Raw genomic sequence first — 15,036 nt, 5'->3', positions numbered from 1 at the left:
GAGAACCGCCATGCTCGAACACGCGCGCGCACGCACCGACGCACTGCAACAGGCGATGCAGTCACAGGGCATTCGTGAAGCGCTGATCACCGACGAGAGCTCGATCGCCTGGCTTGCGGGTTTCTGGGGCTACCTCTCGGTTGAGTTCGGCCGGCCCACGTGCCTGCTGGTGCGCAGCGACGCGCCGCCGACGGTGCTGACGCCGGCGATGGAGAGCGAGATGGTCGCGGCGATGACCTGGGTCGAGGACATCGCGACCTGGGAGGACGCGGGCGCCAACCGCTGGGAGGCGGTGCTCGGGCGGTTGCTCGGCGAGGGCGCGGGGTCGCTCGCCATCGAGCGCGCGGTGGTGCCCGGGATCATCCGGCAGTTCCTCGACGAACAGCGCTCGACGACCGAGCTCGTCGACATCTCGCCCGTGCTCGGCGCGATGCGCCAGGTGAAGTCCGACGCCGAGATCGAGGTGATGCGCCAGGCCGGCGACATCGCCGGTGCCATGATGCAGGCCGCACACGATTCCTTGGCTGAAGGCGTGCCCGAGTACGAGTCGGCGCTCGCGGTGATCAACGCGGGGTCACGGCGCGCCGCGTCCTTCCTGACCGACCGCGGCTGGGAGGCCTTCGTCTCGCCGATGATCCACAACCTGCAGATCCTGCAGAGCGGCCGACAGACCTCGATGGTGCACCGGCGGGCAAGCGTGAAGCCGTACGCGAAGTACGACCCCGTGTACTTCTGCTTCTGCAACATGGCGCAGTTCAAACAGTACAAGCTCGGCTTTGACCGCATGTTCCACATCTCCGCGGTGCGCGACGAGGACGCACGGGTCCAGCAAGCGGCGATCGACGCGCAGCAGGCGGCCATCGCCGCGATCCGACCCGGTGTCACGGCCGAGTCGGTAGCCGAGGCGGCCGACGCGGTCTACGCCGAGCGCGGCTACGCCACCGGCTACCGCACCGGGCGCTCGATCGGTGTCGCCTACCTCGAGACGCCGGAACTCAAGCACGGCGACACAACGGTGTTGCAGGCGGGCATGACTTTCGCGGTCGACGGCGGCATCTCGGTGGACGGCCACACCGCCGGCCGCATCGGCGACTCGGTGGTGGTCACCGACACCGGTTGCGAGTACCTCACCCAATACCCCAGAGAGATCCTGCTCAGCCGTGGCTAGGCTGCGCCTCGGCCTCTGGCAATCGCCGGGCGAACTGGACGGGGTGGAGGCGCGGCTGGCGTGGTTGCGCGTGCAGTGCGAGGCGTCGCCCGGCCTCGACCTGGCACTGTTGCCGGAGCTCTTCCTGAGCGGCTACAACGCCGGTCCAGCGGCGCTGTCGGCGGCGGCGGATCAGATGCCGGCGCTGCTCGCGTCCGTGGCGGCGCTGGCGAGAACGCACGGGCTGGCGCTTGCGTTTGGTTACCCGGAACGGGCAGGCGACGCGTTATACAACACCGCGTGTCTGATCGACGCCACGGGCACGGTTCAGCTCCGACACCGCAAGCGTGTGCTGCCCCCGGGGTTCGAGGCGACCTGCTTTGCCGTGGGCGAGCGCGCGCCAGAGGTGGTCGCGCTGTGCGGGGTGCGGGTCGCGCTGCTTGTCTGTTTCGAGGTCGAGTTTCCCGAGGCCGTGCGGGCGCTGGCGCGCGCCGACGCCGAGCTGGTGCTGGTGCCGACGGCGCTCGGCGACGCGTGGGGAATCGTCGCGCAGCAGGTCGTGCCCACCCGTGCCTTCGAGAACTCGCTGTTCGTCGCCTACGCCAACCACGCCGGGGTCGAGCAGGGCGAGCGCTACCTCGGCGAGAGTTGTATTGTCAGCGCAACCGGCGCGTGCCTCGCGCGCGCGGGCGCCGAGCCGACCCGCTTGTTCGCAGAGATCGACACCGACATCATCGCCCCGTGGCGCGCGCGACTGCCGTTCCTGGCGCAGAGTGCGGCGCTGCGGCCGACCACCGGGTAGTCGACGCGCTGCGGCGTTCGGCCGTGGTACCGTCCGCGTTCGGACTGCACAAAGGTGGGGACCGCATGTCGCCGGAGAAGATCAACCTGTCGGACAAGCTCGGCTTGTTCAATGCCCACTGGTCACCGCGGGTGATCGCCGAGATGAACGACTACCAGTTCAAAGTCGTGAAGGTGGCGGGTGAGTTCGTCTGGCACGCGCACGACGACACCGACGAGACCTTCGTCGTCCTGAAGGGCCGCCTTGGCATCGCCTTTCGTGACCGCACGGTGGAGCTCGACGAAGGGGAGATGATCGTCGTGCCCCGCGGCGTCGAGCACAAGCCCTTCGCGGCGACCGAATGCCACGTGCTCCTGATCGAACCCCGCGGCGTGGTGAACACCGGCGAGGCCGGCGGCGAATTGACCGCCGAAAACGACGTCTGGGTGTGAGGGGTTGTTGCCATGGCCAACTTCAACCGCGAGCCGCGTGCGCTGATCGAGGGCCGCGCCGCGCTGATCGTGGTGGACATCCAGGCGTCCACGTTCATCAACCACGACACCGTGCGTGCCATTGACAACATGCCCGACTACCGTAAGCGCATGGAGGCGGCGCGGGCTGTCGCCGACCAGGCGCACGCCTCGGGCATCCCCGTGATCTTCATCCAGGAGATCCACAGGGCCGACGGGGTCGATTTTGGTCGCGAACTCGACGGCGACGAGGACGTCTGTTGCTTGGATGCTGTCGTCACGAGTTGAAGAATCGAGCGAAAACAGCGATTTGCGAGAACCGCAGCGCAGTGTACGTTTTGGTACAGGCCAGCAGCAGAAGCGCAGCAAACGTTGTTTGCAGCCGATTATCCGGCTCGTGACGACAGCAGCTGGAGACCGCGCCCGGCACGGCGATCGCCAAGGCCGCGATGGGGTGGCAGGACGGCGACTACGAGGTCCCCAAACGGCGCTACTCGGCCTTCTTCGGCACCGACCTGCAAATCCTCCTGCGCGGCCTGAAGGTCGACACCCTGATTCTCGTCGGCGGCTTGACCGACGTCTGTGTCCACTACACCTTTGTCGACGCGCACCAGCATGACGACTTCTGTCGCGTGGTGTCCGAGTGTGTGGCCGGCTCGAGTGTCGCAGCCCACGAGGCGGCGTTGACGGCGATGGAATACCTGCAGACCGGCGCCGTGCGCTCGCGCACCGAGGTGCTGTACGCAATGTCCGAAGTGAACTCCGGTGCATGAGCCGGTCAGAACCCCATTATCCCCAGAGAGCCACGATATGACAGCCCCGGACAGTCCCGTCAAAGTCACCTTGTACAAGTGGGCCGGCCAGTGGGGCCCGTGGAAGGTGAACATCCCCTGCGGTGAGTGCTCGCTGACCATCGACGTGATCGAGGACACCTTCGCCACCGAGCTTGCCGGCATCCCGGTCGAGCTCGAGACGCACGAGTGGCTGTCCAACTGGTGGAAACCGTTGCCCCAGGGCGGCTGGCACGCGCCGATCGTGATGGTCGAGGGCAAGCTCGTCAGCCAGGGGCACGCGCTCAACCGGGGTCTGCTCACCGAGGCCATCATCGCCGCCCACGTGCAGCGCTCGGAGCGCACCGGCACCCACGTGTTCGGCAAGGCCTCCTGCCCGCACTGTGTGCGTGCGAAGGGCTACCTCGACACCGCGGGGATCGCCTACGAGTACCACGACGTCGTGCGCGACCCGCGGGCGCTCTACGAAATGATTGGCCGTGTGAAGCCGATCGTCGGGCCGAAGACGCCGATCACCGTGCCGCAGATCTGGGTTGACGGCGGCTACGTCGGCGGTGCCGACGAACTCGAGAAGATCGTCAACGCGCCGGTCGAGCCCAACCCCGAACGCGGCCGCTCCTCGTTGTCACCGGCGCGGGCGTAAGCCTGGAGTCCAGGCTGACGGCGGCGTGCGGCGTTTGGCCACGGCGCGGCGTGTGTGGCACCCTCGGCCGACCGGAGAACGCACCTGAGGGTGAGTCGGCATGCGTCGGGTGGTGGATCAGGACACGTGGGCGCGTGCGCACCGCGACTTCCTGCAGAAGGAAAAGGCGTTGCAGCGTCAGCGCGATGCGCTGGCGGCCGAGCGCCGGGACCTGCCGTGGGTGCGGGTGGAGCGCGACTACCGGTTCGACGGTTCCGACGGGCCGTGCACATTGCACGACCTGTTCGACGGGCGCAGCCAGTTGCTGGTCTGGCACTTCATGTTCGGGCCCAGCTGGGACGCCGGTTGTCCGTCGTGTTCGCTCTGGGCCGATCAGTACGCGCCCGCCGCCGTCCACCTGGCGGCACGCGACGTGAGCCTGGTGGTGGTGTCGGCTGCGCCGATCGAGACACTCGACGCCTACCGCACCCGCATGGGCTGGGATTTTCGCTGGGTGTCTGCCGGTGACTCGGGCTTCAACACGGATTTTGCCGTGAGCTTCCCGGCCGAAGCGATTGCTCGGGCTGAGCCCGACTACAACCACGGCACGCTCGCGCCGATGGCGGAGGAGCTGCCCGGCCTGAGCGTGTTTGCGCGCGAGGGCGGGGTGATCTACCGCACCTACTCGACCTACGCGCGCGGCCTGGACGCGTTGAACGGGGTGTATCAGCAGCTCGACCTGGTGCCGAAGGGCCGCGACGAGGCGGCACTCGATTACCCGATGGCGTGGGTGCGGCGCCACGACGAGTACACGCCATGAGCACGGAATCGCTTGAGTGGCCGGACGACGGCGACGCGGAGGCACCGTCGTACGCCGGGTTCTGGGTTCGCGTGGGCGCGGCCATTGTCGATTCGCTGATCCTGCTGGTGCTGACCGGCCCGCTGCTGCACCTGATCTACGGCGCGGCGTACTGGGAGGGGGAGCAGCTCGTGCACGGCTTCTGGGACGTCGTGATCGGCTACGTCTTGCCCGCGCTGGCCGTGATTGCCTTCTGGTTGGTCAAGTCCGCCACCCCCGGGAAGATGGTCTTCCGCCTCATCGTGTGCGACGCGAAATCCGGTCTGCCGTTGAGCCCGACCCAAGGCGTGGTGCGCTACCTCGGCTACTTCTTTGCCATGATCCCGTTCGGTATCGGCATCCTCTGGGTCGCGTTCGACAAGCGAAAGCAAGGGTGGCACGACAAACTCGCCGGCACCGTCGTGGTGCGCCGACCACCCACCTCGATTCTGGACGCGTACGCGGCGTCGGACATCGACTGAGCGCGGTAGTCGACGCGCTGACCGGTTCGCCGTTCGCACGGGATTCGACGGGCTGGCGAGCCGGAAAGCCGTTCGGACACCCATGGTCTGCTGGCGGGCTTTTTGTTAGAACCAGGGGTGTTGCCGTTTCGGTGTTGTGAGAGGACGTGGGCGTGCGCACCTGTCGATTGCAGAGGGCCACCCCGGACCGACCACCCCGGGCCGAACGCCTGCGCCAGCGCTGGCGGCACGCGTTGGGCGCCGCCGCCCTGATGCTGGTGTCATCGAGTCTGCTGGCTGCCCCGGCCAGCCTCGGCCCCCTCGCGCCCTATGTCCAACCTGCAGAAGACAGCACCTGGCGGGTGCAGGACGACGGCCACGCGGCCACCCTCGAGAACCGGGGTACCGAAGGCGCGATCACCTACTACTACATCGGCTCGCCGGGCGACACCCTCGGCAAGCGGCGCGTGTCCGTCGATGTTGCGCTCGGCGCCTCGACCACGTGGTCACTCGCAGGCCTGCTGTACGGCTTTGACGAGTCGGCTGCGTCCTATTTCGTCTTTGCGCTGGGTGGTGACGGCACCGTGCACGTGCTGCACATCGCCAACGGCCAGGCCGAGGAGATTGACGCCTTCTCGGTCGACGATCTGTCGGCGGCAGAGACCACCCTGACGCTCGAGGAAGCCGGTCAGCAGGTCACGTTGATGGTCAACGGCACGGTGGTGGGGCGCTACGAAGACGCCCGCCTCGGCCGCGGCGACGTCGGCATTCTGGCCGGCGATGTCGGCCAGTACACCTTCAGCAACTTCGTGCTCGAGACCACCGACACGCCCGCGAGGGCGGTCTCGCGCGTCGGTGGCACCACCGCTCCGACGTCGACGCCGTCTGACAGCCGCAACCGCGCTAGTACGGCGACCGCGTCGACGGCGGGTGCGCAGCCCGAGACGCCGCCCGCGTCCTACGCGAAACCGAATGTCGAGTTGCGCTACTTCCCGAGCCGCGATCCGCAACTCGGCGTTGCGAGCCTCTACACGCCGTTTCCGGCTGTGTGGACCCAACAGAAGGGCAACCGCGAGTTCGGGTTCTTCGGCCCCAACGGCGTCAAGGTCAGCAACGCCTTCGGCCAACTGTTCAGCTTCACCTCGAACGCGGACGGGCAGCAGATTCTCTTTCAGCAGAACAAGGCCAACACGCCGCCGATGTCGATTGAACAGATCATCGACCGCTTTTTCATGCCGACGGCGCGCGAGCACAACCGGACGCTGGTGCGCCACTACCCCTTGCCCGGCCTCACGCAACTCATGCGCGAGTTTCAGGCACGCTTGTTCAAGGCGGTGCCAGTGCAGGAAACGGTGTCGAGCCACGCGATCGAGTGGCGCGACGACGCGGGCCTGTCCTACATCACCACCCTGACCGTGACGGTCTCGGAGGCCTTCCCGATTTCGACCTGGTACTTCAACGGGCAGTACATGCAGGCCGAAACGTCGCACTTCGCCGCCGCGCGCGACGCGTATCTCTACGGCGTCGAGCACACCGAAACCAACCCGCGCTGGATCCAGCTCACCAACGAACGCGACGCCCGCCGCGCCGGGCGCAGTTGGGCCGCGCACCAGTCGCGCATGGCGGCCATCCAGTCGCGCGCGCAGGCCAGTCGATCGGTCTCCGACATCTACAGCGAGATCTCGGACATCAGCCACGCGGGCTTTCTCGAGCGCTCGGACATGGTGAGCCAGGGCCAGGCGGCGAGCGTGCGCGGCATCGCCGAGCAGACGCTGATCAGCGATCAGCGCACCGGTGAGCGCTACACCGTCGACGGCCAGAGCCAGTACCATTGGGTCAACACCAACGGGGTGTACGTCGGCACCGACAACCCCGCGTTCGACCCGCGCACCGACCGGCGCCTGAACATGTTCGACTGGACGCGCTTCCAGGCCGAACGCTAGATGCTGTCGTCACGAGCCGGATAATCGGCTGTAAACAGTGCGGGCGTCGTACGCATTGCTGCGCTTCCGCTACTCATGTACCACTACGTACACTGCGCTGCGGTTCTCGCAATTCACTGTTTTCGCTCGATTCTTCAACTCGTGACGACAGCATCTAGACCGCACCCGGCCAACACGCACTTTCCGCGGCGATCAGCGGTGGTGCAGCAGTCGGCCGATCACGTTGAGCAGCAGTTGCGCTGCCAGGGTCGAGGTTGAACCCGCGTGGTCGTAATCCGGCGCGACCTCGACCAGGTCTACACCGACAATCGTACCGCGCTTGCATAATCCATCGAGCAACTCCAGCCCTTCGTAGTAGAGGAACCCGCCGTGGCTGGGTGTGCCGGTGCCCGGTGCAATGCTCGGGTCGAACCCGTCGATGTCAATCGTCACGTAGTAGCGCTTGCCGGCCGGAATGCGCTCGAGCACAGCATCCACGCCGAGCTTGCGCACCTGGCGCACCGAGAGGATGTCCGACCCCACGCTGCGCGCGTACTCGTAGCCTTCGCGCGCGGTCGAGGAGACGTTGCGGATCCCGATCTGGCTCATGCCGGTCACGTAGTCCTTGTCGGCGGCCCGGCGCATCGGGTTGCCGTGGCCGAAGCGCACACCGTGGCGCTCGTCGACGAAGTCGAGGTGCGCGTCGAGCTGCACCACGTGGATCGGCTCCTGGTCGTCGAAAGCGTTGATCGCGGGGATGTTGACGCTGTGGTCCCCGCCGAGCACGACCGGCACCGCCCCCGCCGCGAGGATCTTGCGCACACCGTACTCGATGTTGCGGTGGCTGCCCTCGGTGTCGGTGTGGATGATGTCGGCGTCGCCGATGTCGACGATGCGCGTGGTCTCGGCCGGCAGGTAGGTGATGTCGTCCTCGTGGTCGTAGGCACCGGCGTGCCCGAAACTGAACAACGTCGACGCCTCGCGGATGGCGCGTGGCCCGAAGCGCGCGCCGCTGCGGTACTGACAGCCGAAATCGAAGGGCGCACCGAGCACCGCGATGTCGGCGTCGATGGCATCCCAATCCTGCACGAACGGGTACTTGCCGAAGGTGCAGATGCCGACGAAGGGCAGGTTGAGGCGGCCGCTGTCGTAGGTGTTGCTCATGGTGCGTTCTCTGGGCTCTCGGGCGTCTGGGAGGGGCAGTGTACCGCCGGGCTGTCCACCGTGCCTGTGCGGGCCAGGGCCCCGCGGGGAGTGGGCCCGGTACCGGGCGCAACCGGCCTCCCGGCGGCGCGTGCCGCCGCCCTGCAAGGCTGCCTTGCGCGCTCGGCACGACATTGACCCAATTGGGTTTTTCGCCCGTGTTGAGCTTGCATTAGATTGAAGCTGTCCGCCGTGTGAACCGAAGCCAGTCGGGGGCACGACAGCGTGACACGGGGTAGGCCGGGTCGCATGGGCCAGGGGGGTCCAACCCAGCGGCGCATAAAGTTAGGACACGAATGAAATAGCGGTCGGGTGGGCCTGTGACACAGCGCCGACTTTGGCCACCGCGATTGGGTTCTGGCGCAGGAGACGTGTACGCTGGAACAGAGCAGGGCGAACCGTACGCTCAGGTCGATTGCCAACCGAGGTGCACTCGGAGCCAACAGAGGGAGAGGTAGACATGGCACTCATTGCAAACGCCAACGCACGCTTGCGTGCCCGCGAGCTGACAGAGTCGCTCGATGCACTTGGCGAAGAGGGGTTGGCTGCGCTGCCGGTCAGCTCGGACGCACTGTACGCCTTTCAGGCCAAGGTGCTGGGCAAGGTGGTGTTGCCGAACAACCCGAGCTACGCGAAGGACCGGCGCGGGCACAACATGTACCCCGACCTCGCGTACCCCGCGATGATCGTCTACTGCGAGAACCACGAAGACGTCAGGTCGTGCTTGCAATTCGCGCACGAGAACCCGGCAATGCCGTTCTGCGTGCGCGGTGGCGGGCACTGCAATGCGGGCTACAGCGTGTGTGACGGCATGGTGATCGACGTCAGCCCGATGCACTTCGTCCTGATCGAGCCCGACCACACCCACGCGTGGGTCGGTGCGGGCGCCACGCTCGGCCACGTCTACACAGAGCTCGACCCCTACAATCTGCACGTCCCGGGCGGTGAGTGCGACACCGTCGGCGTCGCCGGCCACAGCATGGGCGGTGGCTACGGTTTCACCTCGCGCAATTTCGGCCTCAACTGCGACGCCATCGACGCCTTTCGCATGATGCTGCACGACGGCCAGGTCGTCTACGCCGACGCCAACACCAACGCCGACCTGTTCTGGGCGGTGCGCGGCGCGACCGGTAACACGCTTGGCGTGTTGCTGCAGATCCGCTACAAGCTGGCGCACCTCGACGACGTCTGGGGCTTCGTCATCCGCTGGCCCATCCGCGAGTCCGCCGAGGTGCTGCCGATGCTTCAGCGCGACTACGTGCGCCACGGCGTGACCGAGCGGCTGGGGTACCAATGCGCGTGGGGCCCGGACGGACCGGTGGTTAAGGGCGATCACGCGTGCGACCCGAGTGAAGAGTATTTCTTCATGATGGGCATGTTCAACGGCAGCGAGGCTGAGGCCCGCGAGCTCATTGCACCGTTGCTGGACGTCGGCAGCGCCGAACTGGTCAAGCACCAGGTCGGGCGCTACAAGGACCTCAACCCGTTCTTGCTGAGCTGGTACCACGATCCGCCGATGCCCGGCACCTTCGAGACCAAGCAGAGCAACTTCATCGCGCGTGAGCTGAGCCCGGTCGAGTGGAACGAGATCATCGACTACTACCTCACCAAGCCGAACCGCTACGACATGTGCGCCTTCGAGGTGTACGGCGGGGTCGCGTCGAACCCGTCGAGCGACTGCGCCTACATCCATCGGGACGTGGATTTCGACCTGTTCATCGACAACTTCATGCGCCCGGGCTGGGTCGGCAGCGACGTCCCGGACGGCGAGAAGTGGTTGGCTGGGTTCAACGAGGTGGTGGCGCGCTTTGCCAACGGTCACAAGTACCAGAACTACCCCAACCGCCACAACCACAACTACCGCTGGAACTACTGGGGCGACGCCTACAACAGCCTGCTGTTCGTGAAAGGCAAGTACGACCCCAACAACTTCTTTACCTTCCAGCAGGGCCTGTCGCCATACCCGGACGAGGCCGGTATCAAGCGCTCCGAGGTACCGTCGCACTTCGACGACCCGGTGATCGTCTACGAGACCTGAACGCGCCCGTGGGCGCGCGAGGTTTTGGATGGCAAACGCAGTAACCGGACGGGGGTAACAGGGCATGTCGGTATGTCAGCAGTGTCAGAGTCCGCTTGAGGCCACGGACAAGTTCTGTCGCAACTGCGGGACGGCGGTCGTCGCGGTCGCCCAGGCGCTCGCACGGACCACCGAAGAGCGCCGCATGCTGACTGTGCTCTTCTGCGACCTCGTCGGCAGCACCCAGTTGGCGTCGCGGCTCGACCCCGAAGAGATGCGCGAGCTGATCCAGCTCTACCAGGCGGCTTGTGGCCAGGAGATCTCGCGCTTCGGCGGCTACACCGCGCAGTATCTCGGTGACGGCATCCTGGTGTACTTCGGCTACCCCACCGCCACCGAGGACACAGCCGAGCAGGCGGTGCGCTGCGCGCTCGGCATACGCAACGCGATCGAACGGCTCAGCACCGAGTTGGCCAGCACCTGGGACGTGACCCTCGCGGTGCGCATCGGCGTGCACACCGGCATGGTCGTGATCGGCGACATGGGCACGGGCGACCGCACCGAGCGGTTGGCGCTCGGCGAGGCGCCAAACGTCGCCGCCCGCATCCAGGGGCAGGCGGCGGCCAACGAAGTGCTGATCAGCGACGAGACGCGCAAGCTCACGCGCGGCCGGTTTCTGCTCGCTGCGCGGGGCGCGCCGGAACTCAAGGGTGTGGCGCAACCGCTCGCGTTGTTCGCCGCGCACCAACAGGCGTCGGGGGTGCTCAAAGGGGCGCTGCAGGACGTCGAGGTGCCGATCCACGGGCGCGCGGACGAACTCGCCCGGATCCGCGACGCCGTGGCAGCGGCACCCGCGCAGGGGGTGACGGCAGTGCGCCTCGAAGGCGAGGCGGGCGCGGGGAAGTCGCACCTGCTGCGCGCTTTTCTCGCCGATCAGCCTCAGCCTGTGGTCGAGGTTTTCTGCAGCGAACACTACAACACCACGCCGTTCTGGCCGTTCTCGGCCTGGCTCGAGCACGAGGCGGGCTTGTCCGCCGTGGCACCGGGTGATTGGGAGTCGGCACTGACCCGCTACCTGGCGCAGCACGAGCTGCCCGAGACGGTGTTGCCGGGCCTTGCCACCTTGCTCGCGCTGCCGGGGGCCGCAATCGGCGACGCTGCGACGGCGCGACAGGCGACTATCGAGGCGGTGATCGCGCTGCTGACGGCAAAGCCGGGCATCGTGGTGTGCGAGGACGTGCACTGGGCCGACGCGTCGACGTTGGACGTGATCGCCGCACTGCGCGCGCACACGGACGGGGCGCCTGTGGTGCTGATTCTGACCTCGCGCACGGCCGATGCCGCCGAAGCCGACGACGCGCCCGCGCTGACGCGGGTGGCGCTCGGGCCGGTTGACAGCGCGGCGGCCGAGGCGATCGTGCGCGATGCCGTCGGGTCGGCGCTCAACGACGCAGACTGTGCGCAGATCATCGAGCGTGCCGCCGGGCTGCCGATGTTTCTCGCCGAACTCGCACGCCAGGTTGGCGCGGACGCGGGATCGGGCCAGCGCGGCGGTCGGGACCTCGTGCCCACCAGCCTGCGCAGCCTGTTGCTTAACCAGCTCGAACGCATTGGCGACGCCAAGCGCGTGGCGCAGGAAGCCGCGGTGCTCGGCATGGAGTTCAGCCACGACGACCTGTCGGCCATCTCGCTGTTCAGCGCGATGAACCTCGACATCGAGCTCACCCGTCTCGAGACCGCCAACGTGATCGTGCGCACCCACAGCGCGGCCGGGGACGGCTACCGCTTCTGCCACGCGCTGATGCACGACGTCGCGCTCGAGTCGTTGCTGAAGAAGAGCTTTACCCAAATCCACCGGCGCGTGGCGGTGCACCTGCAGGAGCGTGCCTACCCCGACGCCCCGGACCGGCAACTGGTCAGCCGACTGGCCCGGCACTGGGAGCGCGCGGTATCGAACCGCAAGGCCGACACCCGCGACATCGCCGCCGCGGTGGGGCACCTGATGGTGTCGGCCGAGTCGTCGCTGTCTATTTCGGCCTACCAGGAAGCGAACAGCAGCCTCGACATCCTGGCCGGCTTGATCACCCGCCTGCCCGATGGCACCGAGCGCGATGAGATCGACCTCAAGCTGCACATGATGCGCAGTGTCATCCACAGCGCGCTCGAGGGCTTCGCCGCGCCGAGCGTCGAGGCCGACTTTCAGGTAGCACGGGCACTCTGTGCCAAGCTTGGCAAAAAACGGGAGCTGGCGCAGGTGCTGCTGAGCCTCTGGATGCTGCACCTCGGGCGAGGCCAGTACCCGGAGAGCCTGAATGCCGCACAGGAATCGCTCGCCATCACCGAAGACATCGACGACAGCGTCATTCGGCTTCGGGCGCTCACCGCGGTCAGCAACGCGGAATTCTGGCTCGGCAACCTCACGCGCGCCTCGGCGCTGGCCAGCGAGGTGATCGAAGCCTACACCCCGGGCTGCGACCCGACCGGGCTGGTCGAGCACGGCTGGGATGCGGGCGTGCAGGCGTACATGGTGGCCACCTGGTCCTCGTGGCTGCTGGGCCACGGCAACACGCTCGAACTCGAGGCGCGGATGAAGGCGCTGGCGGCGGAGCTCGACCACCCGATCAACCGCGCACTGGTCGCCAACACCTCCTCGATGCTGCACATCCTGCGCGGTGACGGCGACGCCGTCATCGCTGCGGCCGACGATCTCATCGCGGTGGCCAACGAATTCAATCTCGGTTTCTACAAGATGTTCGGCGATATGTTTACCGCGGCCGGCTGCCTCTACCTCGGGCGCGGTGAGGACGGCTTTGCCGCGGCCGACGGCACCTTTCAGTTCTACGAGCAGAACATGGGCGGTCTCGCGCAGACCTTCATCGCGGCCTTCATGGTTCAGGTGTACGCCGACCGCCAACTCTACGAACGCGCGCTGGCGGTCGCCGAACACGGGCTCGCCGCGGTGGAGCGGTGTGACGAGCGCGTGTTCGAGTCGACGCTGCGGCGGCAACAGCAACTGCTGCAGGCCGCTAGCCCGCCCGCAACCGACGCCCTGTCGATCTGCGGTGGCCGCCTGAGCGAACCCGATGCGCTAGACCCGGCCGACGAGCGCAATGTCTGGATACCGGCCTAGCCGTGCATGAACAAGGAGTAACGGATATGTCCCCAACGACGACTGACTACCACACCGACGCCGCAAGCGGCACGAACCTCGGTGGCCAGGACCTGCAGGACGTGATGAACGGCGCCGCCTTCCTCTCGGTGGGTGGCGGTGGCCCGCGCAACTTCGGGCAGAAACTGCTCGACGCGCTCGACGGCAAATCGGTGTCGGTGGTCGCCGCGTCGCAGGTGCCTGACGACGCCTGGGTGGTGTGCTCGGCCTACCTCGGCTCGCCCGACGCGGCGCAGGCACTGAAACACCCGACCTTCAATTCGCTCAAGCGCTCGATCGAAGCGCTGCAGAAATCGAGCGGCATCACCGTCGACTACGTCGTGCCCGGCGAAATGGGGGCGGTCAACACCGTCGCGCCGTTTCTGGCTGCGAGCGACATGGGCGTGCCGCTGATCGACGCCGACGGCTGCGGCCGCGCCGTGCCGATCCTCGCCGCGACCTCCTTCGGCGGCGACTCGCTGCTGATCCCGCGGCACGGGGCAGCGGTGGCGAACGACGCCGACGACCTCGACAACTACCAGTCGGCGGTCTTCTCGGCCGGCAACATCGAACAGATCCAGATCGCCGCCGGGGTGGTGCTCGGCAGCCCGGCCTATGGCAAGCTCGGTGCCGTTGCGCTCTGGCTGATGACCGGCGCCGAGCTGAAGAAGCTCGCGGTGGTCGGCGGCGTGAGTCGGGCGCAGGCCGTTGGCAAGGCGCTGCGTGAAGCCCAGGCCGGTGGCGGTGACCCGCTCGCCGCCCTGCAGCAGACCCTGACGGCGGTCGGCATGCCGAACCGGGTGCTGTTCAACGGCTCGACGCTCAACGCCACCGGTGTGAAAGTCGCGACGCGCGACATCCACGACCACGGCACGCTGACCTTCCAGGTGACCGACAACCCCGGCGAAGTGGCGACGGTCTACACCTTCAACGAGAACATCCTGATGTACTCCAACCGGCAGACGTCACCCGTGCTGCTCTCGCCCGACATGCTGGGCTGGATGCGCGCAGACGGCAGCACGCTCGACAACTCCGAGCTCCAGGCCCGGTACGAGCAGGGCGACCTCGGCGAGCTCTACGCGATCGGCATCGAGGCGGTGCAGCCGATCGGCGTGCCCGGACTGCCCGACCGCACCCCGTTTCGGGATGCGCCCAACATCCGCGCGGCGATGACCAAGATCCTCGGCATGGCCGGCTACTCCGGCGAGTACACCCACTTTAAGGCATGACGCTGCCACGGCGAGCGGGTAGGCTAGGCGCGCACACGCCCTGACCGTGTCCGGTCTGTGGTGGGACGAGAGGGAGAGTGATGGCGTTCTGTGGCCAGTGTTCAGCGGCGATCGAGCCGGGTGACAAATTCTGTCGGAACTGCGGTGCACCCGTGGCCAGCGCACCGCAACCGGCCACCGAGGAGCGCCGGCTGCTCACCGTCGTGTTCGTCGACCTGGTGGGCAGCACGCAGTTGTCGTCCGAGCTCGACCCCGAGGAAATGCGGGAGCTCATCCAGCTCTACCAGAATGCCTGTGGCCAGGAGATCAGCCGCTTCGGCGGCTACACGGCCCAGTACCTCGGTGACGGCATTCTGGTGTATTTCGGCTACCCCAGCGCCACCGAGGACACGGCCGAGCAGGCGGTG

Annotated in this window: 13 protein-coding genes and 1 pseudogene; 13 read left to right on the top strand and 1 reads right to left on the bottom strand. The window is 67.1% G+C overall.

The window, feature by feature from the left end:
• The first annotated feature begins 10 nt into the window (after positions 1–10).
• From AAGA11_06820 to AAGA11_06780, 9 genes and pseudogenes are all read left to right on the top strand, one after another.
• Positions 11–1,168, top strand: a complete 1,158-nt coding sequence (locus AAGA11_06820; protein MEM9602556.1) for a Xaa-Pro peptidase family protein — start codon at positions 11–13, stop codon at positions 1,166–1,168.
• Positions 1,161–1,949: a nitrilase-related carbon-nitrogen hydrolase gene (locus AAGA11_06815; GenBank protein ID MEM9602555.1), complete on the top strand. Its 789-nt coding sequence runs from the start codon at positions 1,161–1,163 to the stop codon at positions 1,947–1,949. The genes AAGA11_06820 and AAGA11_06815 overlap by 8 nt, the downstream gene beginning before the upstream one ends.
• A 65-nt stretch (positions 1,950–2,014) precedes the next feature.
• Complete coding sequence (locus tag AAGA11_06810; GenBank protein MEM9602554.1) at positions 2,015–2,380, top strand: cupin domain-containing protein; 366 nt, start codon at positions 2,015–2,017, stop codon at positions 2,378–2,380.
• A 12-nt stretch (positions 2,381–2,392) separates the two neighbouring features.
• Entirely contained in the window at positions 2,393–2,686 is a 294-nt protein-coding gene (locus AAGA11_06805; GenBank protein ID MEM9602553.1) for an isochorismatase family protein, read from the top strand.
• A 161-nt stretch (positions 2,687–2,847) separates the two neighbouring features.
• Positions 2,848–3,171, top strand: a pseudogene (locus AAGA11_06800) (cysteine hydrolase).
• 37 nt (positions 3,172–3,208) lie between these two features.
• Positions 3,209–3,832, top strand: coding sequence for a glutaredoxin (locus AAGA11_06795; protein MEM9602552.1), 624 nt, complete (start codon positions 3,209–3,211; stop codon positions 3,830–3,832).
• A 100-nt stretch (positions 3,833–3,932) separates the two neighbouring features.
• On the top strand, positions 3,933–4,631 hold the full coding sequence (locus AAGA11_06790) for a DUF899 domain-containing protein (protein ID MEM9602551.1): 699 nt from the start codon (positions 3,933–3,935) through the stop codon (positions 4,629–4,631).
• On the top strand, positions 4,628–5,131 hold the full coding sequence (locus AAGA11_06785; protein MEM9602550.1) for an RDD family protein: 504 nt from the start codon (positions 4,628–4,630) through the stop codon (positions 5,129–5,131). Before AAGA11_06790 ends, AAGA11_06785 begins: the two co-directional genes overlap by 4 nt.
• 152 nt (positions 5,132–5,283) lie before the next feature.
• On the top strand, positions 5,284–7,053 hold the full coding sequence (locus AAGA11_06780) for a hypothetical protein (GenBank protein ID MEM9602549.1): 1,770 nt from the start codon (positions 5,284–5,286) through the stop codon (positions 7,051–7,053).
• 192 nt (positions 7,054–7,245) lie between these two features.
• Here AAGA11_06780 and speB read toward each other — a convergent pair whose 3' ends face one another.
• A complete protein-coding gene (gene speB / locus AAGA11_06775; GenBank protein MEM9602548.1) occupies positions 7,246–8,196 on the bottom strand; it encodes an agmatinase in 951 nt (316 codons plus the stop codon).
• A gap of 499 nt (positions 8,197–8,695) precedes the next feature.
• On the opposite strand from speB, the gene AAGA11_06770 reads away from it, so the two are divergent.
• The 4 genes from AAGA11_06770 to AAGA11_06755 all read left to right on the top strand — a co-directional run.
• A complete protein-coding gene (locus tag AAGA11_06770; GenBank protein MEM9602547.1) occupies positions 8,696–10,273 on the top strand; it encodes an FAD-binding oxidoreductase in 1,578 nt (525 codons plus the stop codon).
• A 184-nt stretch (positions 10,274–10,457) separates the two neighbouring features.
• The gene (locus AAGA11_06765; protein MEM9602546.1) at positions 10,458–13,382 is read left to right on the top strand and encodes an adenylate/guanylate cyclase domain-containing protein; all 2,925 of its coding nucleotides are present in this window, start codon (positions 10,458–10,460) and stop codon (positions 13,380–13,382) included.
• A gap of 26 nt (positions 13,383–13,408) precedes the next feature.
• Positions 13,409–14,629, top strand: a complete 1,221-nt coding sequence (locus AAGA11_06760; protein MEM9602545.1) for a DUF917 domain-containing protein — start codon at positions 13,409–13,411, stop codon at positions 14,627–14,629.
• A gap of 152 nt (positions 14,630–14,781) precedes the next feature.
• Positions 14,782–15,036: adenylate/guanylate cyclase domain-containing protein (locus AAGA11_06755; protein MEM9602544.1), on the top strand; the 255-nt coding region annotated here is incomplete at its 3' end.

The organism is Pseudomonadota bacterium, from assembly GCA_039196715.1.
Taxonomy (GTDB): Bacteria; Pseudomonadota; Gammaproteobacteria; order CALCKW01; family CALCKW01; genus CALCKW01.
This window is presented reverse-complemented; position numbering and strand designations above follow the sequence as displayed.